We start from the raw sequence: 24,905 nt of genomic DNA, 5'->3' as shown, positions 1-24,905 counted from the left end.
CTGTTCCCCCTATGCTACCGGCGCAGCTTCGAGAGCAGAGGGTTCAGCACGTCGTTGAGCTCAGGCGTCTTCCAGATCCTGAGGATGCCGAGGTAGACGAGCCCCATGAGCACCGTGACGAGCGCGCAGGACGCGAGGGCGGGAAGGATGCCGCTCCAGGCGAAGCCGCCCTCCCCGTAGCCGCCGAGCAGCCACATGAGGCCCACGCCGAAGACGGAGGCCACCAGGGCGGCCACGGTGTACTTGCACCACGCGTCGAAGACCGTCCGGAGGCGGTAGGAGCCGAGCATCCGAACCAGGAAGAAGTGGTTGGCGAGGAAGCCGAGGCCATTGCCCACGCTCGTGACGAGGGCGATGGCGAAGATCCTGTGCTCCGGATGCACGAAGTACACGGCGAAGGACATCCCGATGGCGAAGATCGCGACGCCGAGGGCGATGAAGAACGGCGTCCTCGCATCGTTGAGCGTGTAGAAGGTGCGGCCGAGAAAGATCGAGGCCGAGTACACCGGCGCCGAGAACACCAGGATGATCGTGGCGATGCCGATGAGCGCTCCCGCCCGGGGCACGCCGGAGGCGAAGACGAATCCGAGCGGGCCGGCCACCGTGATCATCGCGGCTGAGCAGAGGATCATGGGCAGGCCGAGGGTCCGCAGGCCCGCGTTGAGGGTGTTGGCCAGGCGGGCGTGGTCGCCGTCGGCCGCCGCATGAGAGAGGCGGTTCACGAGGATCGTGGCGAGCGAGACGGCGATGACGGCGTGCGGAAGCACGTACAGGAGCGAGGCGCTGTTGAGCGCCGTGGCGCCGGCGATGACCTGCGACTTGTCCTGGAGCGTGTCGCGGTAGCTCGTGACTGTTGCTTCGACTCGGTTATATACGAAGAACGGAATATTGCCGATGACCATTGTGGCGGCGGTCCAGCCGGCGAGCTTGGCGGCATGGCGGAGCCCCACGCCCCGGAACTTGAAGTTGGGCCGCAGCCCGAGCCGCAGCTTGCGCAGCGGGATGAGCAGCACCACGGCCTGGGCCACGATGCCGAGGGTCGAGCCGAGGCCGATCACGAGGCTCTTCTGGAAGGACCAGTTCTCCAGCGTGTGGTGCATCCCGTTCTTCTCCGCGCCGAACATGACCATGAAGAAGACGAGCGTGGCGAGGGCGATCAGGTTGTTGAGCACCGGGGACCACATGAACGGGCCGTAGGACTCGTGGGCGTTGAGGATCTGCCCGAGGATCGCGTACATGCCGTAGAAGAAGATCTGCGGCAGGAGGAAGTAGGCGAGCTGGGTGGCGACGGCGGCCTGCGCGGGGCTGTACCCCTGCCCGATCGCCTTGATGATCCAGGGGGCGGCGAGCGTGGTCAGCGTCGTCGCGATCGCGAGGAAGGTGATGAGGAGCGTGGTGAGCCGGGAGAGGTAGTCCGCGCCCCGGTCCGCCGCCTTGGAGGCGCGGATGATGAGCGGGACGAGGATGGCGCTGAACACGCCGCCGGCGATCATGCCGTAGATCTGGTTCGGCAGGACGTTGGCGAGATCCCAGATGTCCGAGATGTGTCCGGTGGCGCCGATGGCCATTGCGAGGGCCACGGTGCGGACCAGGCCGAGCACGCGGGAGGCGACTGTGCCCGAGGCCATGACGAGTCCGGCACGGGTTGACCGGACGGCGCGGGCCCCGGACGGCTCCTCGGCAGGGCTGCCGGCGGTCTGGCCGTCCGTCTCGCCGCTCGCCTCTCCCGCGGCGCCCGCGGCCTTCTCCCCCTGCTCCGGGACGACCCATCCGGCGCGGCGGGAGCCGGTGCGCCCGCGCGTCTCTCCCGCGGCGTCCTCGTCCAGGCCGAAACGGGAGTCGGAGCCGCCCGTCCAGTCGGTCAGAGTGCGGCCGCCCGAGATCGGCGCATAGGGATCAGTCATACCGTGCATTCAATCAAATCGAGATGGGTGCGGACATCCGGGGGTCCGGCGCGCACGGCATCACAGGTATTGGGGCAGGACGGCGCGGGCGTGGTCTGCGATCCGCCGCTCATTGGGGAACGAGAGCCGGGCGCCGAGGTCCCTCAGGGGGATCCAGGCGACCTCCACGGCCTCGTGGTCCGGGTCATTCTCTGTGGTGAGGATCCCGCCCACCGCCTGGAGCAGGTAGTGGTGCACGGTCTTGTGGATGCGCCGGCCCGAGGCGGAGAACCAGTAGTCGATGCTGCCGAGCGGCTGGAGGATCTCGCCGAGGATGCCCGTCTCCTCCGCGATCTCGCGAACGGCGGCGGCCTGGAGGTCCTCGCGGCCCTCGGGGTGGCCCTTGGGGAGGCACCACTCGAGCCGCCGGGCCCGGTTGAGGCGTCCGATGACGGCGACGTCCAGCGTGGGCGTCTCGAAGTTCATGACGATGCCCCCGGCCGAGACCTCGTCCACCGCGCCGGAGCTGTTCGGCGCCTGCTGGGGAAGGGAAAGCCCCCGGAACACCGTGAGCGGCGTGCGCTTGGGTGTCGAGTGAGGCCTGTGCATGCGTCCCACTCTATCGGGGAGCCAGGAGGCCGCCTCTGTGCGCCTGCACAGTCAGGAGCCGTGCGGACTGGGCACGCGGTCCGGGGGCGAGATGAAAGACTGAGAGGACTATGGCGAACATTCTCCAGATGGCGGCGGACGAAGACCTTCTCCCGCCCGTGGTGTACGAGCTGGGCCGCCGGTTCGAGTCCGCGGGTCATGCCCTGTCCCTCGTGGGAGGGCCCGTCCGGGACCTCTTCCTGGGCCGGAGTTCTGGAGACATGGACTTCACCACGGACGCCAGGCCGGATGCGATCCTCGACGTCGTCTCCGGCTGGGCGGACGCCGTCTGGGAGATCGGCCGGGAGTTCGGGACCATCGGCCTGACGAAGTCCGGCCTTCAGATCGAGGTGACCACGTATCGGGCGGAGGCCTATCGGGAGGACTCGCGGAAGCCGGAGGTCCGGTTCGGGGACTCGCTGGAGGACGACCTCTTCCGGAGGGACTTCACCGTGAACGCGATGGCCCTGCGCCTGCCCTCCCTCGAGCTCGTGGACCCGTTCGGCGGCGTCCGGGACCTCGCGGCGAAGTCCCTGCGCACGCCCGGAGCGCCGGAAGACTCCTTCTCGGACGACCCGCTGCGGATGATGCGCGCCGCCCGCTTCGCCTCCCAGTTGGGCGTGGAGATCTCGCCGGAGGTGGAGGCGGCCATGACGGCCATGGCGCAGCGGCTGGCGATCATCTCCGCCGAGCGCGTGCGAGACGAGCTCGTCAAGCTCGTCAAGGGCGCGGACCCGGCCACGGGGATCGACATCCTCGTCCGCACCGGTCTCGCCGACCAGGTGCTCCCGGAGATCCCCGCCCTCAAGCTCGAGACGGACGAGCACCACAGCCACAAGGACGTCTACCAGCACTCCCTGACGGTCCTCCGCCAGGCGGCGGACCTCGAGACGGACGCGGACGGCCCCGTGCCGGGCCCGGACTTCGTGCTCCGCTTCGCGGCGCTCATGCACGACGTCGGCAAGCCGGCCACCCGCCGGTTCGAGCCCTCGGGGGCGGTGACGTTCCGCAATCACGACGTCGTGGGGGCCAAGCTCGTCACGAAGCGGATGCGGGCCCTGCGCTTCGACAACGAGACCATCAAGGCCACCGCTCGGCTCGTGGAGCTGCACATGCGGTTCTTCGGCTACAAGGACCAGTCCTGGACGGACTCCGCCGTGCGCCGATACGTCACGGATGCGGGGCCCCTGCTGGAGCGGCTGCACCGGCTGACGCGCTCGGACGTGACCACGCGCAATCAGCGCAAGGCGGCGCGCCTCGCGGCCGCCTATGACGACCTGGAACGGCGGATCGCCGAGCTCGCCGAGCAGGAGGAGATCGCCGCCATCCGCCCGGACCTGGACGGCGAGCAGATCATGGCGCTGCTGGGCCTCCGGCCGGGTCCCCTGGTGGGGCGCGCCTACCGCTGGCTGCTGGAGCTGCGCCTGGACGAGGGCCCGCTCGGAGAAGAAGAGGCGACGCGCCGCCTGCGGGCCTGGTGGGCCGAGCAGCCGGAAGCGCAGGAGCAGGACAGGCAGGAGAAGGAGTCCTAGATGAACGACCACCCCAACCCCGGCATCCCCGCTTACCCCTCCCTCTGGCTGCTGCGGCACGGGCAGACGGAATGGTCCAAGTCGGGCCAGTACACGGGTCGCACGGACCTCGATCTCACGGAGACCGGCGTGCGCCAGGCCGAGGAGGCCGGTGAGCGGATCCGCGCGATGGGCCTTCACTTCGACCTCGTCCTCTCCTCTCCGATGTCCCGCGCGCGGCGGACGGCGGAGCTCGCGGGGCTCGGAGAGCCGGAGATCGTCGACGACGCCCGCGAGTGGGACTACGGAGACTACGAAGGCCTCCGCAGCGCGGATCTGCGCAAGCAGAACCCCTCCTACGTCCTCTGGGACTCGGGCGTGCCGAACGGGGAGAGGCTCGCAGAGGTGGGCGCGCGGGCGGACCGGATCATCGAGCGGGTCCGGGCGGAGGTGCCGGAAGGCGGCAACGCCGTCCTCGTGGCCCACGGACACTTCTCCCGGATCCTCGCGGCGCGGTGGATCGGACTGGATCCGGTCCACGGCCGGAACTTCCTCCTCGAGACGGCGCGCCTCTGCCACCTCGGCTGGGACAAGCGAGATCCCGCGATCCAGGGCTGGGGGCTCTGAGGGGCGGACTGAAGCGGTGGCGGACCTGCGCGGTCCGCTTCCTTCCCGGTGCACACGGGGGCCTCGGCTGGCTTGCAGGCAAATCCCAACCTCCCGAGTCATACTTTGGGATGACTCCCGGGTGAACGCCCGGGGCCGCACCTCGAGGAGACCAGGGAGGGAATCCGTGTCAGCGGCCGTGCACACTGCGTTCCACTCCGCTCCGAGACGCATCGGAGCGGCGTTCGTCTGCCTTGTCTCCGTGCTCTCCGTCTCGGCCTGCTCTGCAGTGCAGTCCTCGGGCGATTCGCAGGGCTCCGCGGCCCGCACCTCGGCCGAGTACAAGAAGGCCCAGCAGGAGCAGCATGCCGCCGAGGTGGGGGATGAAGATCTCCACGACGTCCAGTGCACGGTGGACTCCTCGGGCGCCTGGACCTTCACGGGAACGCTGCGCAACAAGACCCGCTACACGAGCCACTACAGCGTCTCCGTGACCGTGGCCAACCGAGACAACGGAGCCGTCTTCGGCACGGCCTCCCACCTGTTCGCCGTCAAGGCCGGCGGGGACGAGCAGGTGCAGTTCAAGACCATGGCCAGCTCAGGCGGGGCGGACACCCGGCGGGTGGTCTGCGAAGACTTCGTCACAGTGGTCAGGGACAGCTGATCCGGGCAGACGACCCGGCTTGACATCCGCCACATTTCTCTGAATTCGCTGTACTTCCTCGCCCTGGCCGGGTACAGTCGAAGCATTGGTTGACAGTTCTCAATCAAAAGCTCTCCCCGGCAGAGGAATCTGCCCGGGCTCACAGGGAAAGGAGGCGAGACACATGAACACCGGAATCCTCACCATGCACACGCAGTGGACAGGACAGCGCATTCGCCCGCGGTCGTTCGCAGGCGCAGCCCATGCGCTCAACCTCCTCGCCTCCGCTCGGACGGCCTCCTAGCAGAGCCACGCCGCGCCGGTTCTTCAGTCCGGCGCTCCGAGCCAGCGGACTCCCCTCCACGCCGGTCTGAGACCAGCTCCGGCGTCATCACGGGGTATCCGCCTCCCGCCCACACGGGCCCTGTGTACAGAACTTTTGAACCGGAGAACACTCGTGCAGCTCCATCACACGGACACTGCTCCCCAGCCCGCACCCGTCACCCGAGACGGCGCCCGCCCCTCGACGAACCACTCCGCCGCAGTGCACTGCGGCTTCGCCGAGCCCTCGCGCGCCACCAGCAAGCCCGGCCGAGGCGAGTTCGTCATGGCCGGTTCGCTGACCTCGCCCGCCTCGACCATCCGATGAGACCTCGATTCAGAGAAGGAGTTCCCCATGCCCGCGTTCTTCAGCTTCGGCCGCCGAGAGACCTCTGCCGAGACCGCCCTTGAGCGGGATCGCCAGCGGAAGGAGGTCCGGGAGCAGCACGCCCGTTGGGCGCGCGGCTCGCACGGACACGGCAGCGCCGTTCCGTTCAACCTCCGGTAGACCCGTGCCCCGCGGCACAGCGCCGCACGCGGACCTCATGACAGCGAGGCCGTGCGGCGGCACCGGAGACAGAACCCCCACGCCTGTAAGGTCAAGGTGTGGGGGTTCTGCGTGTTCGGACCGCCCGGAACCGAGGCGGACACCCGCGTCCGGCCGCGCCGGGCGCAGAGAGGAAGGGCATCGATGACGTCGGTGAGGAGCGCAGCCCTCATCTCCCTGCACACGTCCCCGCTCCACCAGCCGGGATCCGGCGATGCGGGGGGCATGAACGTGTACCTGGCGCACGTCGCGCGTGAGCTGGCGGCCCTCGGCGTCGCCGTCGACATCTTCACCCGAGCCGACGCGCAGACCGGTCCGGGAGTGACCGAGCTTGCCCCGGGAGCGAGGGTGGTCTCGCTCGACGTCGCCCCCGAGGCGTCCAAGACGGAGCTGGCGGCGCACGCCGGCGAGTTCGCGGAGGCCGTGCTCGCGCAGGGATTCGGGCCGTATGACGTGGTGCATGCGCACTACTGGCTGTCCGGGCTCGCGGGCGAGCGCCTTGCCGAGGCCTGGGGCGCGCCTCTCCTCCACACGATGCACACGCTCGCGCTCGCGAAGGAGCGAGGCAGAGGCTCCGGAGAGCCCTCGGAGCCGGACGGCCGTGCGAGCGCCGAGCGCGGACTCATCGAGCGGGCTGCCCGCCTCATCGTCAACACGCGGGCCGAAGCCCGGGACGTCGAGGAGCTCTACGGGGCTGATCCCGACCGCGTGGACATCGTGGCGCCCGGCGTGGACCTGGGGGTCTTCACGCCGGAGGGCCGCCGCGAGGCCCGCGCCCGCCTCGGCGTCGCGGAGGAGGAGTTCCACGTTCTCTTCGCCGGCCGCATCCAGCGGCTCAAGGGTCCGCAGGTGCTCGTCGAGGCGATGTCCCGCATCCCGCAGACCGCGCCGATCAGGCTCTCGATCGTGGGAGCGGCCTCGGGCGCCGGCGAGCTGGATCTCGCCGGGCGCATCGCCGAGCTCGGCCTCGAGGACCGCGTCAGCCTGCACGCGCCCGTCGAGGCGCGCCGGCTCGCGGACTGGTACCGCGCGGCGGACGTCGTCGCCATGCCGTCGTACGCGGAGTCCTTCGGTCTCGTGGCCCTCGAGGCCCAGGCCTGCGGGACGCCGGTCATCGCGGCGGAGGTCGGGGGCCTGCCGCAGTCGGTGAGCGACGGCCGCACCGGGCTCCTCCTGCCGGATCACGACCCGGAGAGGTGGGCGGACGCGATCGTCCGCATCGCCGCCGACGGCGCGCTCCGCGAGCAGCTCACCCACGCCGCCCCGATCCACGCCCGCGCGTTCGGGTGGCAGCGGACGGCCATGTTCACGCTGCAGTCCTATCGAGTCGCGGCGGGGCTGTAGGCATGGCGCGCACAGCAGAGACGCACGAGCCGGTGCCAGAGGACGGCGTCTGGACGGACGCCTCGGAGCTCGCCGGCGGCCCCCGCGGACGGTTCGCGGGGCGCACGGCGGGCGCGCTCGCCTGGCTGACGCACCGGAGGGTCCTCGTCCTCCTCACGGCACTCGCCGCCCTGCTGGCCTACGCGGTCAAGCAGCCCTGCTTCGGGATCAACTGGGGCTCGCCGGACGTCTTCTCCCGCGCCTGCTACTCGGACTGGCCCGTCATCTTCACGGGCCGCGGTCTCGACGACGGAGTCTTCCCCTTCATCACCCCGGGCGCCCGGGTCGAGTACCCGGTGCTCCTCGGGCTGTTCGCGGGGCTGACCGCCTTCCTCACGCCGGGCGGAGGCGACTCACCCGGCCGCACCCTCTTCTTCTTCGAGATCAACGCCGTGCTCGCGGCCATCGCGTGGGGAGCCCTCGTGCTCGTCACCGCCGCGACAGCGGAGCGGCTCCGGGCCCAGGGCGCCTTCCGCGGGACCGCCGCGGAGCGGCCGCGCTGGGGATCGGGGCTCGAGCGCGGCGCCGTCGTCGCCCTCTCGCCCGCGGTCATCGCCACGGTGTACATCAACTGGGACGTCTATGCGGTCCTGTTCGCGGCGGTTGCGCTGTGGGCGGTGGTGGCGCGGCGCTGGGCGCTCGCGGGCGTCATGATCGGCCTGGGCACGGCGTTCAAGCTCTACCCGCTGCTGCTGCTCGGGGTGGTGTTCCTCGGGGCGCTCCGCTCGGACAGCCCCCGGCGGGACTGGAAGGGCTTCGGGATCACGACGGCGGCGGCCGCCCTCGCCTGGCTCGCCGTCAACGTGCCCGCGATGGTGCGGGACTTCGGGGCGTGGTCCTACTTCCTCTCCTTCTCGCGGGAGCGGGAGGCCGGATTCTCCTCGGTGTGGTTCGTCTACAACCTCACGGCGCGGGCTCGCGGCCTGCCCGAGATGAGCCCCGGCGCCATCAACACGGCGGGCATGGCGCTGCTCCTGGCGGCGCTCGCGGGGATCGTGGTCTTCGCGTGGAAGGCTCCGCAGCGGGTGCAGCCGGCCGCGCTCGCCTTCCTCGTGGTGGCGGCGTTCGTGCTGACCAACAAGGTCTACTCGCCGCAGTTCGTCATCTGGCTCGTGCCGCTCGCGGCGCTCGCCGGCATTCCGTGGCGGTGGCTCATCGCCTGGCAGGTCGTGGAGCTGCTCCACTGGTGGGCCGTGTGGGAGGCGCTTGCGAAGTGGAGCACTCCCGGCGTTCAGTCGCAGCACGCGATTCCCGACGGCGTGTACTCGCTGGCGGTGGTGGCGCATGTGGCCGCGGTGCTGGCGCTCTGTGCGTACGTGGTGGTCTGGGAGGCGGCGCGGCCGGCTCCGAAGGCGGCCTGAGGCAGGACGCCTCGGACTGAGACAAGGAAAGAGGGCCCCGCTCGGAAACGAGCGGGGCCCTCTCGGGTGCTGGATTCAGCAGGAGATCAGCGCATGGCCTGGAACTTGGCGGCCTTCTTGGCCTTCAGCCACTCCGAGACGGGGCGGAGCCAGGCGATGACCGTGGCGGCGAGGAATGCAAGTCCGCTCAGAATGGAGAGGATGGAGCTGACCGGCTGGTTGCCGAGCTGGCCGAACTGAGAGAACAGGCCGAAGAAGGTGAAAACCGCCAGGACGGTGAGGACGATGCGCGCCCAACCGTGGCCCTTGGCCCAGAACAGAATGAAGATGCCGTTGAGCACGAGGCCGAGAAGGAGACCGCCGACGAGGGCGGCGGTCATGACACCCCGAGCCTGCTCGGTGGTCACCTGGCCGCCGGAATCCTGGGCCACCTGCTGGGAGAGGTCGCCCAGCATCGAGAAGCCGATGATGCCGGAGATGAGGCTGAGCACCAGCGAGGCCACGTACAGCATGACGCTCGTGCGGTGCTGCTTCGGCGCCACGGCCGGATCAACGTAGCCGGGCTGGCCGTTCTCGAAACCGCCCTGGCCGTAGCCCGGCTGGCCCGCGAACTGGCCGCCCTGGTGGTTCATGTCGCCCTGCGGAGCGTTGGGGAACCCGCCCTGGCCCTCATGGCTGGGAGCCTGCGGGAAGCCCTCCTGGCGACCGTTGAGGTCCTCGTTGCGCGGGTTGTTCAGGGAGTCAGACATTGTCGTGCCTCTCAGTGTGGATGATGAAAACAAGCGGTAAGCCTGTCTTCTACCCTATGGCAATGGAATTCCGCATTCCACCAGGGCCGCGAATATCCGACCAAAGGGGGAGATCCGGGCCTCACTGCCGAGAGAATTCATTTTTGAAATACCCTGCGTTCACCGTCTCCTGGCTCACGCCGGATGACTCACGCCGAACCGGCCTGTGAGTCCTTGAGCCAGGCGGAGGCCTCCCTGCTCCAGGCGAGTGCCGTGGCGCCGGCGAAGAGGCCGAACCCGAGGGCCGACACCGCGGTGGACAGGGCGGAGGCGGGTGTAAGCGAGAGCAGCTGGACCGGAATCGAGACGACGGCGAACACGGCGAACACCGTGAGGACGATCCGCGCCCACGCCCGTCCGCGTCCGAACAGCCATACGAACAGCACGGGCAGGACCGCCGTCAGTGCGGCGTTGAACAGGGAGGAGCCGAGGAGCACCGCCTCCACCAGGTCCGGGGTCAGCCCCAGCTGCGCGATCTCAGGATCCTTGGACGCCGCCTCGAATTCGATCCGCGCGAGCTCGCGCAGGTTGAGCAGGTCCTGCACGGAGGAGAGAGCCTGCAGCCCGAGCGAGGCCCAGTAGACCTGGACCGCTCGGGCTGCTGTTCGCGGGCGGGGGCTGCGCTGCGGCGCGATGTGGGCGGCGGACATGAAGCCTCGATTCGAGAAGAGACAAACGTCCGTCTTAAGTTATCGCAGAATCACCCCAGGGTGATCGGTCCGCGCAGCACGCCGTCGCGCATCTCCATGACGCGGTCCGCGGCGCCGAGGGTCTCGGTCTCATGGGTGACCATGAGCGTGCCCGTCCGGAACTCCCGCGTGACCTCGTCCAGGAGGGCGACGACGGCGGCCGAGCGCTCCTGGTCCAGCGCGCTCGTCGGCTCGTCCACGAGCAGGACGGACGGCTCGCCCATGAGGGCCCGGGCGATGTTGACGCGCTGGCGCTGTCCGCCCGAGAGCTCTGCGGGGCGGCGGTCCATCTGGGCGGAGAGGCCCACGCGGTCCAGGAGGTCAGCCGCCTTGCGGGCCGCGGCCTCCTTGGCGGAGCGGCCCTTGGCCCCGCGGACCGCGTCCGTGATGAGGAGCTGCTCGCGGGCCGTGAGCGAGTTGATGAGCTGCGGCTGCTGGAAGATGATGCCGATCTTCTCCCGGCGGACCTCGAGGAGGCGCTTGGTGCGCAGGGTGCTGAGGTCCACGCCGTCGACGACGACCCGCCCGCTCGAGGGCTTCTGGAGGGCCGAGGCCAGCGCGAGGAGCGAGGACTTGCCGGAGCCGGACGGGCCGGTCAGGCCCACGAACTCGCCGCGGGCGATCGTGAGCGAGGCGTGGTCCACGGCCGTGATGGTGGAGGCGCCGTCGGGGTAGACGAGCGTGACGTCGTCGAGCTCGAGGGCCGGGGCGGAGAAGGCGCGGTTCTGGGGAGCGGTGACTGCGGTGCTCATGCGTTGCCTCCGAGAGCGGCGAGGGGGTTGACGGTGCGGACGCGGGAGACTGCCCCGAGCGAGCCGAGGAAGCCGACGGCGAGGACCAGCACGGCCGGCAGGGCGAGAGCCTGCAGCGTGAGGGCGAACGGCACGGCGCTCGCGGCGAGGGCGCCGAGCCCCCAGCCCGCCAGGCCGCCGACGAGCGTGCCGCCGATGAGGACGATGGCCGCCTGCGCGAGGCCGTCCCGGAAGAGGAAGCCCTCCGAGGCGCCGAGGGCGCGCAGCAGCGAGAGGTCGCGGGTGCGCTGCAGGGTCCAGATCGTGAGGAACGCGGCCACCACGAGCCCCGCGATGACGTACAGGATCACCTGGATCATGAGGAGCGAGCCGTGCTCGGAGCGGTACCCCGGGATGGCGTTGAAGGAGTCCTTGACGGTTCGGCTCGTGAGGCCGTCGACGGAGAGCGAGTCGCTGTCGGTGAGGAGGGCGTTCGCGTTCTCCGTGTGGAGGACCTCGCGCGCCTTCGCCTCGGGGAGGCCGACGACGGGGGCGTGGGCGTAGCTCGTCTCGGGGGCGTCGGTCTTCGAGACGGTCATCTCTGTGCCGTTGACCAGGACCGTGTCCCCGGTCTTCACGCCGAGCTCCCCGGCGAGCGCGCCCGGAAGGGCCAGCCCCTGCTCGGGGACGCTCGCGGCCCAGGAGGAGGTGCGCGGCGCGGCGAAGACCGCCGCCTGGTGCGGCGTCTCGGTGGACGGGGCGCCCTTGCGCTCGAGGCGGGTCATGCCGACCGTGAGCGGAAGAGCCTGCTTCCCGTCCCGGGAGGCGTCCGCCTCGGCGGCCTTGGCCTGGTCTGCGGTCACGGTCGAGAGGCCGAGGTTCTCGCCCGAGGTCAGCACGCGGGTGACGCCGTTCTTCCCGGCATCCTCGAGGGCGGAGGTGGACTGGGAGCCGAGCCCGGCCGTGAGGCCGGAGAGCAGGGAGACGAGCAGCGTGAGCAGGGCGATCACGCCTCCGACGAGGGCGAAGCGCCCCCATGCGAACGCGGCATCGCGGCGAGCGAGCAGCATGATTCCTCCTGGACCGAGGGGATGTGACTCTTCAAGACTCCTCTTCCAGGCGGTTCCGCGGGATCCCGCAGCGGGTTGATCTTGGGTCAACCGAACGGTTGAGCGGGGCGGAGCCTCGGGGCGTGGACAGGTCCGGGGGCTGGTCTGACGGGCGCGCGCGAGAGCCGAGGCCCCTAGGCTGGAGGGATGAGGACCTCGCCCGACTCCGCCACCGATCTGCTCGTCCGCGGCCTGCGCGTCGGCGTGCACGTGGCGTTCGCCGTGCTGCTCGGGTTCGCGCTGGTGCAGCACCTCGTCGTCGCGCACGGAGGCCCCGCTGAGCGCTGGACCGTCGTGGCGGTCTCCGCTGTCCTCGCGGCGGTGTACGTGGCGGGGACGGCCGTGGAGCGGCGGCTCGCGGTGCGCGCGGGATACGGCGCGCGGCCGGTCATCCCGGCCCGGCACTGGGTCAGCTGGCTCGCGGCGGTGGTGCTGCTGTGGGCGGTCCTCGTCTTCCACGACGCCGGCTTCGCGTACTGCGCGTTCCCCCTCTTCTTCGTGGTGCTGCACCTGGTGAGGCCGCTCGGCGCTGGGGTCCTCGGCATCGCCGGCCTGCTCGCGCTGCTCGTGGCGGCGTTCGGAGCCTCGGGCCAGCTTGCCTCGGGGGCCGTCGTGGGGCCCACGATCGGCGCAGGCTTCGCTGTCGTGGTGTTCATCGTCTACGAGGCGCTGGTGCGGGACTCCCTCGAGCAGCGCCGCGCGCTCGCCGAGCTCGAGGCGGCGCGGTCCGAGCTCGCCGCCGCCCACCACGCAGCGGGGGTGGCCGCAGAGCGGGAGCGCTTCTCCGGGGAGATCCACGACACCCTCGCGCAGGGCCTCAACGCGATCGTGCTCACCGCCCGCGCGGGGCTCGCGGCCGAGGCCTCGCCGGGAAGCGGTTCCGCCTCGGCGCAGAGCGCGGCGCTCGAGCGCATCCTCGAGCTCGCCTCCGCCAATCTCGCCGAAGCCAGGGACATCGTCCGCGGCTCAGCGGCCCTCGGCCCGCGCGCTCAGGACGACTCGCTCGAGCACGCCATCCGCGCCGCCATCGAGAGAGTCGGCGTGGGCCGGCTCGACCTCCTCATCCGGGACGAGCGCCCCCGCGAGGCGGCCGCCGTCCCGTTGGACCCCGCCGTCCGGCGCCTCGTGGTGCTGGCCGCCTCCTCCCTCGCGGCCAACGTGGTCCGCCACGCGGAAGCCCGCCGCGCCGTCATCACCCTCGGGTCCCCCGACCCCGGAGTCCTCGCGATGGACGTGGTCGACGACGGCCGCGGCTTCACCCCCTCCGCCGTCGTGCCCGGATTCGGGCTGTCCTCGCTGAGGGACAGGGTGGAGCGGCTCGGAGGCGCGCTCGTCGTCGAGAGCGAGCCCGGCGAGGGAACCGCCGTCAACGTCCGGATCCCGGTGGGCGCCGAGACGCACAAGCAGGAAGGACTCGAGGCATGAGGATCGTGCTCGCAGACGACCACCCCATCGTCCGGGCGGGCGTGCGCGCCCTGCTCGGCACGCTTCCGGGTGTGGAGATCGCCGCCGAGGCCGGAACCGCCGCGGAGGCCGTCGAGGCGGCGGCTCGGCTCAGGGACTCCGGCGAGCCGGCGGACATCGTCCTCATGGACCTCAACATGCCCTCCACGAGCGCCGAGCTCGGCGGGATCGCGGCCACGCGGGCCATCGCCAAGCCGGGGGCGCCGGAGAAGGTGATCGTCCTGACCACCTTCGACGCTGAGGCGGACGTCGTGGCGGCCATCGACGCCGGCGCTCGCGGATACCTCTTCAAGGACTCGGAGCCGGCGGTCATCGCGGAGGCCCTGCGGACCGTCCAGGCAGGCGGGCAGTACTACGCGCCGAAGGCGGCGGTGGCCCTGGCGACGGCGGTGCGCTCGCAGGAGACAGCGGCGCCCCTGCTCTCTGAGCGGGAGCTCGAGGTGGGACGGCTGCTCGCGACGGGCGCAGGCAATCGGCAGATCGCGCGGGAGCTGTTCATCTCCGAGGCCACGGTGAAGACCCATCTCATCCACATCTACCGCAAGCTCGGGGCGACGAACCGGACGGCGGCGGTCGCGGCCCTGCGGGAGGAGGGGGTCGTGTGAGAAGTGCGGAGCGTGTGACGAGCCCGGAGCGCGCCTTTCCCGCGGTCTTCATCCATTTCGTCTGCAACGGGCTGGTCCTGACCTCGTGGACGGCGAGGATTCCAGGCGTTTCGAGCCGGCTCGGGCTCAGCCCGGACCAGCTCGGCCTCCTGCTTCTCTGCCTGGCTCTCGGGTCGCTCGTCTCCATGGCCCGGGCGGGCCGCCTCATTCCCCGGCTCGGGACCGGCTGGGCCACGCGGATCGGCTCGATCACCGCCTTGGCGGGATCGGTTCTGCTCTCGTTCTCCCTGTGGGCGACATCGCCGGCGCTCGCCGGGGCGGGCCTGTTCGTCCTCGGCTGCGGCCTGGGCTTCTGGGACGTCTCGATGAACGTCGAGGGGGCCGACGTGGAGCACCGCCTGGGGCGGACGGTCATGCCTCGCTTCCACGCCGGGTTCTCCCTGGGAACGGTGGCGGGTGGCCTCCTCGGAGCGGGTCTCGCGGCGGCAGACGTCCCGATCCCCGTCGGGTTGATTTCTATTGGCGTTATATGCCTGATTGCTGTCATAGCCGTCACGCCGCGGTTCCTGGACTCCCACCAGTCCGCGGAGCCCGTGCCGGAGGCGTCGGTGCCGGCCGAGACCGCCGGCGGGAAGCAGGGGGTGCGGTCCGAGGCGGAGTCCGGCGTTGTGAAGAGCCCCTGGCGGGAGGGCCGAACGCTCCTCATCGGCGTGGTGGCCTTCGCCTGCGCCCTGACCGAGGGAGCCGCCATGGACTGGGTCGCCAAGGGAGCGGCGGACGGCCTCGGGGCCTCCGAGTCAGAGGCGGCGCTCGTGTTCTCCGTGTTCGTCGTCGCCATGACCCTCACGCGCTGGTTCGGAACGCGGCTCGTGGACCGATGGGGGCGCGTGCCGAGCCTGCGCGTCTGCCTGGCCGTGTGCTGCGCCGGCCTCGTGCTCTTCGTCCTCGCGCCGAACGCGGCGCTCCTCTCCGCGGGCGCGTTCCTCTGGGGCGTGGGCGGGGCCCTCGGGTTCCCGCTCAGCATCTCCACGGCCTCGGACGAGCCCGCCCGCGCCGCCGCGCGCGTCAGCACGGTCTCCTTCATCGCCTACGGGGCGTTCTTCCTGGGGCCGCCGGTCATCGGCTGGCTCGGCCACCAGTGGGGCGTGCGCCCCGCGCTCGGCGTCATCGCGCTCCCCGTGCTCGCGGCGTTCCTTCTGGCTCCGGTCACGCGGCCGCCCTCGGGCAGGGCGACGACGGCGGCCCGGAGCTGACGCCGGCGCGCCCCTGGGTCATCCCTGAGGATGACCCGGGCTCGAGGCAGAGCCGCAAATATCCGCCCCTCGGGCGATCGCACGCGTTTCCTCGCCTTCCTAGACTGAAAGCACCATCCCGATCCGCAACCCACGCAAGGACAGGGGAACCATGATCCAGGTAGAGAACCTCTCCAAGAGGTACGGCTCGAAGCTGGCGGTGAACAACGCCAGCTTCGAGGCCCGTCCCGGCCGCGTCACGGGCTTCCTCGGCCCGAACGGCGCCGGCAAGTCGACCACGATGCGCATGATCCTGGGGCTCGACGCCCCCTCGGAGGGCCGCACGCTCGTCGACGGCAAGCCCTACACCCACAGCGCCTCCCCGCTCTCCACCGTGGGCGCGCTCCTCGACGCGAAGGCCGTCCACACGGGCCGCAGCGCGCGGAACCACCTCCGCGCCATGGCCGCGACGCACGGCATCCCGAACTCCCGCGTGGACGAGGTCATCTCCATGACCGGCCTGGACCGCGTGGCCAAGCGCAAGGTCGGCGGATTCTCGCTGGGCATGGGGCAGCGCCTCGGCATCGCCTCCGCACTGCTCGGCGACCCGAAGACGCTCATCTTCGACGAGCCCGTCAACGGCCTCGACCCCGAGGGCGTCACGTGGGTCCGCAACCTCTGCCGCTTCCTCGCCTCCGAGGGCCGCACGGTGTTCCTCAGCTCCCACCTCATGTCGGAGATGGCGCAGACTGCGGACGACCTCGTCATCATCGGCCGCGGCGAGATCATCGCCAAGGGCCCGATCAACGAGATCATCTCCGGGCAGGGCGAGGTCCGCACGCTCGTCCGCACCGACGACGTCGAGGCGCTCTCCCAGGCCCTCGCGGGCAGCCGGGCACAGATCAAGCAGCTTGACCACAACACGGTCGAGGTGGCCGGCGTGACGGGGCACGAGGTCGCCCGGGCGGCCTTCGACAGCCGCGTCTTCGTCTACGAGCTGACGCCGCGCGAGCTCTCCCTCGAGGAGGCCTACATGCGCCTCACCCAGAACACCGTCGAGTACCAGTCCGGCAATCCGAACATGATCCACGGCGCGCAGGAGGCCAAGTAACCATGTCGCACTCCATGACTCCTCCCCAGGGCAGCACCCCGGGCGGCCGAGGCCACGAGGCCGAGCCGCGCCGGGCCGCTCACACCACTCACGGCGCAGCGGCCCCTGAGCCGGCCGGCGCCACTGCAGTGGAGAACCGCCCTGCCGGCCGCGAAAGCCACGCGCGAGAGGGTGGCGTCCGCGAGTTCCGGTCGAAGTACGCAGACCACAAGGTCGGCTTCTTCAAGCTGGTCCGCAGTGAGGTCATCAAGATCTTCTCGCTCGCGAGCACGTACTGGCTGCTCGGCATCGCGTTCGTGCTGACCGTCGGCATGGCGGCGCTGTTCGCTTTCGTCCCCAATGAAAGTGTCAAGATCCTTCAGGAGAAAGGCCTGGACAAGCTTCCCTCGGCGAATCAGGCCGAGCTGATCCAGTCCGTCAAGGAAATCGCCTACAGCGTGCCGATGAGGGGCATCTTCTTCAGCATCCTCATCTTCGCGGCGTTCTCCGTCGTCGTCATCGCCGGCGAGTACGGCACCGGCATGATCCGGTCGACCATGACGGCGGCGCCGAAGCGCATCGGCGCCATTGTGGCCAAGCTGCTCGTCGCCACGATTCTTGCGGGCGCGGTCGCTTTTGCCGCGATGCTCGTCTCCTATCTCGTGGGGCAGGCTCTCCTCGATCCGCGGCTCCACTACGGTCTCGGCGAGGGCAATGTCATGCGCGTGATCCTCATGAACACGGTGTACGTCATGCTCATCGTCATCATGGGCTTCGGGCTCGGCCTGCTTCTGCGGAACTCCGCGGGCGGCATCTGCACCATCATCGGCATTCTCTTCGCGCTGCCGATTGTCGCGCTCATGGCCGGACAGCTGGACTGGGTGGCCGACGCCGCCCGCTTCCTGCCGAACAGGCTCGGCAACATCATGGGTGCGGTGGAAGACTCCTCCATTGGACTGGACACCCCGGGCGGAGACGGCGGTCCCAAGGATATCTCCTGGAACATCGCCGCGATGTGGCTCTGCATCGAGTCCTTCGTCGTGTTCCTCGCGGGCCTCCTCGTCGCCAAGAAGCGCGACGTCTAAAGGACGGGATGTCCCGCACTCCCGAGCCGCGCAGGGGGGTCTCTCCGGAGACCCCCCTGCGCGAGCTCATCAACCGGCGGCGCAATCCCGTTGCCCGGTTCTTCGTCGAGCGGCCCGCGGCCCGGACCGCGGTGCTGCTCGGCCTCCTCATCCTCCAGAGCGGCCTTTTCGCCTTCCTCGACTACGTCAGCGCCACCCAGCCGCGCGGCTGGCCGTGGCTGCTCGTCCTCGGGCTCGAGGCGTTCCAGATCCTCCTCATCGTCTGGCGGAACCGGTTTCCGCTCGGGATCTTCGTCACGATCCTCGCCATCGACTGCTCGCTGGTCCTCTACACCGAGTTCCTGAGCCCCGGCGAGAACCTGACCGGCACCTTCTCGGGGCTCGTGGCCATGTACTCCGTGGCCAAGTGGAAGCGGCCCCGGACCACGTGGACTCTCGGCGCGGTGGCCGTCACGCTTGTGCTGGGCTCGGGCCTGGTCATGCTCCCGGGGCGCTCGCTGCCGCGAGACTTTCCCTCCCTCATGATCGTGACGGCCATCCTCACCGTGGCGGTCTACGTCATCTGCATCATCCTGGGCCTCTCCGTCCGCCGTGACCGCCTCCACCAGCTGGACCTCGAAGCCTGGGCGGAGGCCCACAACGCACGGGCCCAGCTTGAGGAGAGGGCCCGGATCGCGCGGGAGATGCACGACGTCGTCGCGCACTCCCTCACCGTCATGATCGCGCTCGCGGACGGGGCCAGGGTGGTCAACCGCAAGAACCCCGAGCGCGGCTCCGAGGTCATGTCCGAGGTCTCGACGACGGGGCGTGCGGCGCTCGCGGACATGCGCCGCGTGCTCGGCATCCTGAAGTCGAGCGGCGAGGAGGAGGCTCCGCGCTCGCCGCTCGCGGCGAAGGAGGCCGTCCGAGAGCTTGTCGAGGGGTTCAGGCGCGCCGGCGTTCCGGTGGTCCTCACGGAGGAGGGCCGGCGGCTTCCCTCCGATCCCGCGATGGCGCAGACGGTCTACCGGATCGTGCAGGAGTCCTTGACCAACGTGCTGCGGTACGCGCGCAGCGCGAGCTCGGTGGAGGTGCTCATCTCCGCGGACCTGCGGGAGGTTCGGGTCTCCGTCCGGGACAATGGTCTGAGCGGGCAGGAGACGGCATCGGGGCGGCGGCGCCCCGCAGTCTCCGGCGCTGCGAGTCCGCCCCACGCGCCCGGTGCGGCCATCCCCGGCACCGGCAACGGGCTCCAGGGCCTGGTCACGCGCGCCGAGGCGTTCGGCGGCACGCTCACGGCGGGCCCGTGCCCGCAGGGCGGATGGCTCGTGGAAGCCGTCCTGCCTGTGGATGCGTCCCGCGGCGGCAGGAAGGCCTGAGCCGCGTCCGCGCGGACACCCGGCGGGGCGTCCGGGGACGACGACGGCGAGACGAGCAGAAGGGAAACCCGGCATGGAAGAGCAGACCGCACCCGAGGCGAAGGCGAGCGGTGCGCCCACGCGGGTGATGCTCGTGGACGACCAACCCCTGCTGCGCTACGGCTTCCGGCTCATCCTCGAGGGCGAGGACGAGATGGAGGTGGTCGGCGAGGCGTCCGACGGCGTCGAGGGCGTGGCCATGGCGGCCCAGCTGCGGCCGGACGTCGTGCTCATGGACGTCCGCATGCCGGCCATGGACGGGATCGAGGCCACGCGGCGGATCTGCGAGGACCTGCCGGGCGTGCACGTCATCATCCTCACGACCTTCGACCTGGACGAGTACGCCTTCGAGGGCCTCCAGGCGGGCGCGTCCGCGTTCCTCCTCAAAGACGTGGACCCCGAGGAGCTCGTCCGGGCGGTCCGGGTGGTGGCGGGCGGGGAGTCCGTCGTCGCGCCCCGGGTCACCGCGCGCCTGCTCGAGGAGTTCGTGCGGAAGCCGGGGGACGCGGGCGCCGCGCCGGAGCGGGACCCGGCGCTGCTCGAGGACCTGACCCGGCGGGAGGCGGAGGTGCTCCAGGCGATCGCCTCCGGATGCTCGAACGCCGAGATCGCGAGGCAGCTGTTCGTGTCCGAGGCCACCGTGAAGACGCACGTGGGACGCGTGCTCTCCAAGCTGGGGCTGCGGGACCGGGTGCACGCCGTCATCTTCGCCTACGAGCACGGCCTCGTGACGCCCGGACAGGGCGAGCCTAGGATGGAGCCATGAGCCAGAGTTCTGAAGCCGGTCTTTCACAGAAGCGGAGCAGCGGCCAGTCTGGTGGCCCGAGCCGCGATCTCACCTCCGAGGGTCTCAGTCCCGAGCAGCGGCATGCGCTGGACCTCGGGGACTTCGCGGCGGACTCGCCGTCCAGCTTCCATGCGGCCGCCGCGGCGGCCGAGCGACTCGAGGCCGCCGGCTTCGAGCGGCTGCGCGAGGAGGACGCCTGGGAGCTGACGCCTGGCCCGAAGCTCGTGGTCCGGGACGGGGCCCTCATCGCGTGGATCCAGCCGGAGGGCGGGGCCGAGGCGTTCGACATCCTCGGCGCCCACACCGATTCCCCCGGGTTCAAGCTCAAGCCGCAGTCCACGACCGGCTCCGCCAACGTCCTCCAGGCCGCCGTGGAGGTCTACGGCGGGCCGCTGCTCAACTCGTGGCTGGACCGCGAGCTGCGCCTCGCCGGGCGGCTCGTGCTCCGCGACGGCAGCGAGCACCTCGTGGCCACCGAGCCGCTCTTCCGCATCCCCCAGCTCGCCATCCACCTCGACCGCGGCGTCAACGCCGAGGGCGTCAGGCTGGACCGGCAGCAGCACACCCAGCCGGTCTGGGGCCTCGGGGCGGCCGACGACGCCGACCTGCTCGGACTGCTCGCCGAGCGCGCGGACGTGGACCCCGCCGAGGTGGGCGGCTATGACCTGACCTTCGCGGACGGACAGCGTCCGCGTCTCTTCGGCGTCTCCGAGGAGCTGCTCGCCTCCGGCCGGCTGGACAACCTCTCAAGCGTGCACGCGGGCGTCGTCGCGCTTGCGGCCGCCGCGGAGGAGGGCTCCCGGGGAGGAGCGCGGGTCGGCCGGGTGCCGATGCTCGCGGCGTTCGACCACGAGGAGGTGGGCTCCTCGACGCGCTCCGGCGCGGGCGGTCCGTTCCTCGAAGACGTTCTGGTGCGGATCATCGGCGAGCGCGGGCCCGAGTTCTCGCGGGCGACGGCGCGCTCGTGGCACCTGTCCTCGGACGCGGGCCACGCGGTGCACCCGAACTACCCCGGACACCACGATCCGGCGGTGCGGCCCCTGCTCGGGCGAGGGCCGCTCCTCAAGATCAACGCGGACCAGCGCTACGCGACGGACGCGCAGGGCGCGGCGAAGGTGGCGGACCTGGCGCAGAAGGCCGGTGTCTCGTACCAGGAGTTCGTCTCCAACAACACGATTCCGTGCGGCAGCACGATCGGTCCGATCACGGCGACGCGGCTCGGCATTCGCACCGTGGACGTCGGCGTTCCCCTGCTGTCCATGCACTCGGCTCGGGAAATGGCCGCTGTGGACGACCTCTGGCAATTGCTTCACATGGTGAAAGAGTTTTTCAGGCGGCCACTTTCCTGAGCTAACCTAAGTGTCGTCTGAGTACCGTGTGAGAGATCGGCCACACCAGTGGCGGGGCAGGGGGAATGAGGATGGCACACAAGGATTTTCCGGGCAGCGGAGACAACGGTGACGGTGTGACCCCGCCGAACGGCCAGCAGGGCGTTCCGGGCGAGGGCCAGAACAAGCCGGGCCAGTTCGGCCAGCAGGGGCCGGGTCAGGGTCAGCCGGGTTCCGGCCAGCCGGGTCAGGGTCAGGGCTTCCCCGGTCAGCAGAACGGCCGCCCGGGTCAGCCGCAGCAGGGCCAGCCGCAGGGCGGCTGGGGCCAGTACGGCCAGCCGGGCCAGAACGCGCGTCCCGGGCAGCCGGGCGCGGGCCAGGGCCAGCAGCCGGGCCAGCCGGGCCAGTTCGGACAGCAGAACGGCCGCCCGGGTCAGCCGGGTCAGGGTCAGCCGCAGCAGGGCCAGGGCTTCCCGGGTCAGCAGAACGGCCAGTTCGGCCAGGGCCGCCCGGGCCAGCCCGGTCAGCAGGGCCACGGCCAGCCGGGGCAGGGTTTCCCCGGTCAGCAGAACGGCCGCCCGGGCCAGCCAGGTCAGGCCGGCGCCTTCGGGGCAGGGCAGCAGGGCCGTCCGGGCCAGCCCGGCCAGCCGCAGAACGGCCAGTTCGGCCAGGGCCGCCCCGGTCAGCCGGGCGCGTTCGGCGCCACGGGCATGAACGGGCAGCAGGGCGGAAAGAAGAAGACGGGCCTGTGGATCGGCATCGGCGCCGGCATCCTCGCGCTCATCCTCCTCCTCATCTTCATCCCGATGGCCATCAAGGGAGGCAAGGGCGGAGGCTCCGCGGCGAGCGGCCCCGAGGGCGAGGCCGAGAACGCGGTCAACGACTACATCAACGCCCTCAAGGACGGCAAGGCCCAGGACGCCATCAGCAAGATGGACACGTCCTCGATGTCGGGCTTCGACAAGGCTGCGCCGCAGTACTCGGACAAGGTCTACTCGCAGGCCAAGAACCGTCCGCAGAGCTTTGAGAAGTCCTCGGTGGACAAGATCAGCGACGACTACGTCAAGGTCACCGGCAAGGTCAAGCAGAAGAACAAGGACCTCGACGCCGAGTACACGGTCCGCAAGGTCGGCGGAGAGTGGAAGGTCTCTCCGAAGTCGGCCTACATGACGGCCCCGAACATCGACGGCAGCCCGGAGGGCTTCCCGCTCATCATGAACGGCACCACGCTCAAGTCCTCCTCGTCGTCGTCGGTCTCCGATCTGCTTCCGGGCGACTACGAGTTCTCCAGCGTGAGCAACGAGTACTTCACCTCCAACAAGGTGACGAAGACCGTGTGGGTCGACGGCACGGACGAGGGCAACTCGCAGACGAGCGACATCACCGTGAAGTCCAGCGAGAAGGCCCGTTCCAAGGTCCAGTCCACGATCGAGGGCATGCTCAAGAAGTGCGCCGCCGACAAGGACACCAAGACCTGCGGCTCCGGCAAGTTCAACGCCTACTCCACGGAGGGCAAGCTGACGGACCTCAAGGTGAGCATCGGCAAGATGCCGCAGCTGTCCATCAAGAACGACACGACGCCGAACAGCTACAGCGTTGACACGACGAAGGACGGCTCGATCCACTACGACGCCAAGCTCGACGGCCAGCCCACGAGCGACGACGAGGATCTCAGCGTCATCGCCTCGGTGGTCCTCGCCGCGGACGGCAGCGTCAAGGAGGCGAAGATCTACTGATCCGGCGCGGCTCTTCGGAGCCAGTGAAGCGCTGAGTCCTCTCGGTCTCGGCGCTCTCCGGCCAGCACGTCTTCACGGTGAAGCGGCCGGGCGGTCCCTGCGGGGGCTGCCCGGCCGCTTTCCCATTCAAGGGGGTGGGGCACGGTTCGCGGTCCCGCCACTCCCGAGGACAGCCCCGAGCAAACCCCCTGGCGCAGCTCGCGTCCCTTCCCCTGAGCAGCGCGAGGCTCCGTCCCTCATTGCGGAGTGGCCGACGGCGCCGTCGTCGTCGTTCCCCGGAGGAGAGTCTGGCCACGGGATGCCGGGTGGTCTAGCCTGACGGTGCGGCGTTGAGGCCGCGCGGCCGGACCGTGACAGGCAGGCCGTCATCGGCAGACCGTCACAGGAGGAGTCATGGCAGAGGATCCGAAGCACGCATCGCTCGACGACGAGGGCCGCGGCACCCACGGCAGCGGCATGGGCATGGGGCTCGGCAAGGGCCAGTTCGGCGAGCCGGGGAGCATGGGGCAGCCGGCGACGTCGGACCCGCAGCTCGGCCAGCCCGGCGACGTCCCGGAGGACGAGGAGAGCCGCGGCCGTCAGATGGGCGAGCCCGGCACGATGACGGAGCGCTGAGCCGGGCGGCGGCTGGGCTCCTGACCGCTGCTGGCGCGCCCGGACTCGGGGTGGAGTGGATCCGGGCGGCGGCTGAGACACCCGTTTTCGCCATCGCACCCGGTTTTGGGTGAATACACCCGTTTTCGAGCAGGATTTTGAGCAGAATCGGGTGCGGTTCGCTGCGGTGTGCGGAACCGGGTGCGAACGGGCTGGAGCCTGGGACGGAGCGCTCGGAACCGGGTGCGAACGACCCGGCAGGGACCACGGCGACGGGGGTGCGAGTGGGCCCGGCGGTGCGCGGAAGCGGGGACGACGGCGACGGCGGCGGGCGCCGCGTCAGTCGCCGACGGCCTCCCGGCCGCGCTGCACGATGAGCGGATCCGCGGGGTAGACGACCTTCTCGTCCTTGCCCGGGTAGTCGAACTGGTTGAGGAAGAAGCGCATGGCGTTGAGGCGGCCGCGCTTCTTGTCATTGGACTTGACCGTGGTCCACGGCGCCCAGTCGGTGTCCGTCCGCTTGAACATCTCCTCCTTGGCCTCGCCGTAGGCGTCCCAGCGGTCGAGGGACTCGAGGTCCATGGGAGAGAGCTTCCACTGGCGCACCGGGTCCAGCTGGCGGATCGCGAAGCGCGTGCGCTGCTCCTTCTGCGTCACGGAGAACCAGAACTTGGTCAGGTGGATGCCGGACTCGACGAGCATCTTCTCGAAGCTCGGGACCTGGTTCATGAAGCGCTCGTACTCGTCGTCGGAGCAGAAGCCCATGACGCGCTCGACGCCGGCGCGGTTGTACCAGGAGCGGTCGAAGAGGACCATCTCGCCCGAGGTGGGGAAGTGGTCGATGTACCGCTGGAAGTACCACTGGCCCTGTTCGCGGTCGCTCGGCTTGCTGAGGGCGACGACGCGGGAGGTGCGCGGGTTCATGTGCTCGGTGAAGCGCTTGATGGTGCCGCCCTTGCCCGCGGCGTCGCGCCCCTCGAAGACGATGATGTGCTTCTGGCCGGTGTCCTCCACCCAGTACTGGAACTTGAGGAGCTCGATCTGGAGGTAGTACTTCTCCAGCTCGTACTCGTCCCGGCTGAGGCGCTCGTCGTAGGGGTAGCCCTCCTGCCAGGTCTCGACGGCGCGGCCCATCGGGTCGATGAGGTCGGGGTCGTTGGTGTGGCCCTCGCGGACGGAGTAGCCCTCGTTGAAGAGCTTGTCGATGAACTCGCGCAGGTTCTCCTTCTTCGAGTTCACAGACAGGCTGCCGGCGGTCAGGTCCTTGTCCTTCATGGTGCACCCCTCGCTTCTCTGCGTCTCCTCCAATCCTAGGCGGGCCGCGTGAACGAGCCGTGAACGTCTGACAGCTGATAGACTGGACGACC

The 24,905-nt window shown here is 70.3% G+C and carries 24 protein-coding genes; 17 read left to right on the top strand and 7 right to left on the bottom strand.

Features of this window, described 5'->3' with window-relative positions; genetic code table 11:
* Window positions 1-14 precede the first annotated feature (14 nt).
* Both murJ and H9I38_RS07505 read right to left on the bottom strand, forming a co-directional pair.
* The gene (gene murJ / locus H9I38_RS07510) at window positions 15-1,904 is read right to left on the bottom strand and encodes a murein biosynthesis integral membrane protein MurJ (protein ID WP_226338158.1); all 1,890 of its coding nucleotides are present in this window, start codon (window positions 1,902-1,904) and stop codon (window positions 15-17) included.
* A gap of 60 nt (window positions 1,905-1,964) precedes the next feature.
* A complete protein-coding gene (locus tag H9I38_RS07505) occupies window positions 1,965-2,492 on the bottom strand; it encodes an NUDIX hydrolase (RefSeq protein ID WP_226338156.1) in 528 nt (175 codons plus the stop codon).
* Window positions 2,493-2,602: 110 nt separating this feature from the next.
* Between H9I38_RS07505 and H9I38_RS07500 the strand changes: the two genes are divergently transcribed.
* From H9I38_RS07500 to H9I38_RS07470, 7 genes are all read left to right on the top strand, one after another.
* Window positions 2,603-4,063: a CCA tRNA nucleotidyltransferase gene (locus H9I38_RS07500; protein WP_226338155.1), complete on the top strand. Its 1,461-nt coding sequence runs from the start codon at window positions 2,603-2,605 to the stop codon at window positions 4,061-4,063.
* Window positions 4,064-4,669: a histidine phosphatase family protein gene (locus tag H9I38_RS07495; protein WP_226338154.1), complete on the top strand. Its 606-nt coding sequence runs from the start codon at window positions 4,064-4,066 to the stop codon at window positions 4,667-4,669.
* 166 nt (window positions 4,670-4,835) lie between these two features.
* A complete protein-coding gene (locus tag H9I38_RS07490) occupies window positions 4,836-5,312 on the top strand; it encodes a hypothetical protein (protein WP_226338153.1) in 477 nt (158 codons plus the stop codon).
* 436 nt (window positions 5,313-5,748) lie between these two features.
* Entirely contained in the window at window positions 5,749-5,940 is a 192-nt protein-coding gene (locus tag H9I38_RS07485; protein WP_226338152.1) for a hypothetical protein, read from the top strand.
* A gap of 27 nt (window positions 5,941-5,967) precedes the next feature.
* Complete coding sequence (locus H9I38_RS07480; RefSeq protein WP_226338150.1) at window positions 5,968-6,120, top strand: hypothetical protein; 153 nt, start codon at window positions 5,968-5,970, stop codon at window positions 6,118-6,120.
* A gap of 183 nt (window positions 6,121-6,303) precedes the next feature.
* The gene (locus H9I38_RS07475; RefSeq protein ID WP_226338149.1) at window positions 6,304-7,503 is read left to right on the top strand and encodes a glycosyltransferase; all 1,200 of its coding nucleotides are present in this window, start codon (window positions 6,304-6,306) and stop codon (window positions 7,501-7,503) included.
* Window positions 7,504-7,505: 2 nt separating this feature from the next.
* Window positions 7,506-8,903, top strand: a complete 1,398-nt coding sequence (locus H9I38_RS07470) for a glycosyltransferase 87 family protein (protein ID WP_226338148.1) — start codon at window positions 7,506-7,508, stop codon at window positions 8,901-8,903.
* A gap of 86 nt (window positions 8,904-8,989) precedes the next feature.
* On the opposite strand, the gene H9I38_RS07465 is transcribed toward H9I38_RS07470, so the two are convergent.
* The 4 genes from H9I38_RS07465 to H9I38_RS07450 form a co-directional block, all read right to left on the bottom strand.
* Window positions 8,990-9,652 (bottom strand): hypothetical protein, encoded by a 663-nt coding sequence (locus H9I38_RS07465; protein ID WP_226338147.1) that lies wholly within the window; start codon window positions 9,650-9,652, stop codon window positions 8,990-8,992.
* A gap of 188 nt (window positions 9,653-9,840) precedes the next feature.
* Entirely contained in the window at window positions 9,841-10,341 is a 501-nt protein-coding gene (locus H9I38_RS07460) for a hypothetical protein (protein WP_226338146.1), read from the bottom strand.
* A 50-nt stretch (window positions 10,342-10,391) separates the two neighbouring features.
* Complete coding sequence (locus tag H9I38_RS07455) at window positions 10,392-11,132, bottom strand: ABC transporter ATP-binding protein (RefSeq protein ID WP_226338145.1); 741 nt, start codon at window positions 11,130-11,132, stop codon at window positions 10,392-10,394.
* A complete protein-coding gene (locus H9I38_RS07450; protein WP_226338144.1) occupies window positions 11,129-12,181 on the bottom strand; it encodes an ABC transporter permease in 1,053 nt (350 codons plus the stop codon). Before H9I38_RS07450 ends, H9I38_RS07455 begins: the two co-directional genes overlap by 4 nt.
* A 186-nt stretch (window positions 12,182-12,367) precedes the next feature.
* Between H9I38_RS07450 and H9I38_RS07445 the strand changes: the two genes are divergently transcribed.
* The 10 genes from H9I38_RS07445 (at window position 12,368) to H9I38_RS07400 (ending at window position 23,559) form a co-directional block, all read left to right on the top strand.
* Entirely contained in the window at window positions 12,368-13,645 is a 1,278-nt protein-coding gene (locus tag H9I38_RS07445; protein ID WP_226338143.1) for a sensor histidine kinase, read from the top strand.
* Complete coding sequence (locus H9I38_RS07440; RefSeq protein WP_226338141.1) at window positions 13,642-14,289, top strand: LuxR C-terminal-related transcriptional regulator; 648 nt, start codon at window positions 13,642-13,644, stop codon at window positions 14,287-14,289. The genes H9I38_RS07445 and H9I38_RS07440 overlap by 4 nt, the downstream gene beginning before the upstream one ends.
* Window positions 14,286-15,542, top strand: coding sequence for an MFS transporter (locus H9I38_RS10975; protein WP_226338140.1), 1,257 nt, complete (start codon window positions 14,286-14,288; stop codon window positions 15,540-15,542). The genes H9I38_RS07440 and H9I38_RS10975 overlap by 4 nt, the downstream gene beginning before the upstream one ends.
* A gap of 151 nt (window positions 15,543-15,693) precedes the next feature.
* Window positions 15,694-16,632, top strand: coding sequence for an ATP-binding cassette domain-containing protein (locus tag H9I38_RS07430; protein WP_226338139.1), 939 nt, complete (start codon window positions 15,694-15,696; stop codon window positions 16,630-16,632).
* Between the two features lie 14 nt (window positions 16,633-16,646).
* Entirely contained in the window at window positions 16,647-17,696 is a 1,050-nt protein-coding gene (locus tag H9I38_RS07425) for an ABC transporter permease (RefSeq protein ID WP_226338138.1), read from the top strand.
* Window positions 17,697-17,704: 8 nt separating this feature from the next.
* Window positions 17,705-19,054, top strand: coding sequence for a sensor histidine kinase (locus H9I38_RS07420; RefSeq protein ID WP_226338137.1), 1,350 nt, complete (start codon window positions 17,705-17,707; stop codon window positions 19,052-19,054).
* 73 nt (window positions 19,055-19,127) lie between these two features.
* Window positions 19,128-19,859, top strand: coding sequence for a response regulator (locus H9I38_RS07415; protein ID WP_226338136.1), 732 nt, complete (start codon window positions 19,128-19,130; stop codon window positions 19,857-19,859).
* Window positions 19,856-21,229, top strand: coding sequence for a M18 family aminopeptidase (locus H9I38_RS07410; RefSeq protein ID WP_226338135.1), 1,374 nt, complete (start codon window positions 19,856-19,858; stop codon window positions 21,227-21,229). Before H9I38_RS07415 ends, H9I38_RS07410 begins: the two co-directional genes overlap by 4 nt.
* Window positions 21,230-21,300: 71 nt before the next feature.
* Entirely contained in the window at window positions 21,301-22,944 is a 1,644-nt protein-coding gene (locus H9I38_RS07405) for a collagen-like protein (RefSeq protein WP_226338134.1), read from the top strand.
* A 393-nt stretch (window positions 22,945-23,337) separates the two neighbouring features.
* Window positions 23,338-23,559: a hypothetical protein gene (locus tag H9I38_RS07400; protein ID WP_226338133.1), complete on the top strand. Its 222-nt coding sequence runs from the start codon at window positions 23,338-23,340 to the stop codon at window positions 23,557-23,559.
* Between the two features lie 318 nt (window positions 23,560-23,877).
* Here H9I38_RS07400 and ppk2 read toward each other — a convergent pair whose 3' ends face one another.
* The gene (gene ppk2 / locus H9I38_RS07395) at window positions 23,878-24,813 is read right to left on the bottom strand and encodes a polyphosphate kinase 2 (RefSeq protein WP_226338132.1); all 936 of its coding nucleotides are present in this window, start codon (window positions 24,811-24,813) and stop codon (window positions 23,878-23,880) included.
* Window positions 24,814-24,905: the final 92 nt, after the last annotated feature.

Origin of the sequence: Arthrobacter sp. UM1 (assembly GCF_020483305.1) — a bacterium.
Classification (GTDB): domain Bacteria; phylum Actinomycetota; class Actinomycetes; order Actinomycetales; family Micrococcaceae; genus Falsarthrobacter.
This window is presented reverse-complemented; position numbering and strand designations above follow the sequence as displayed.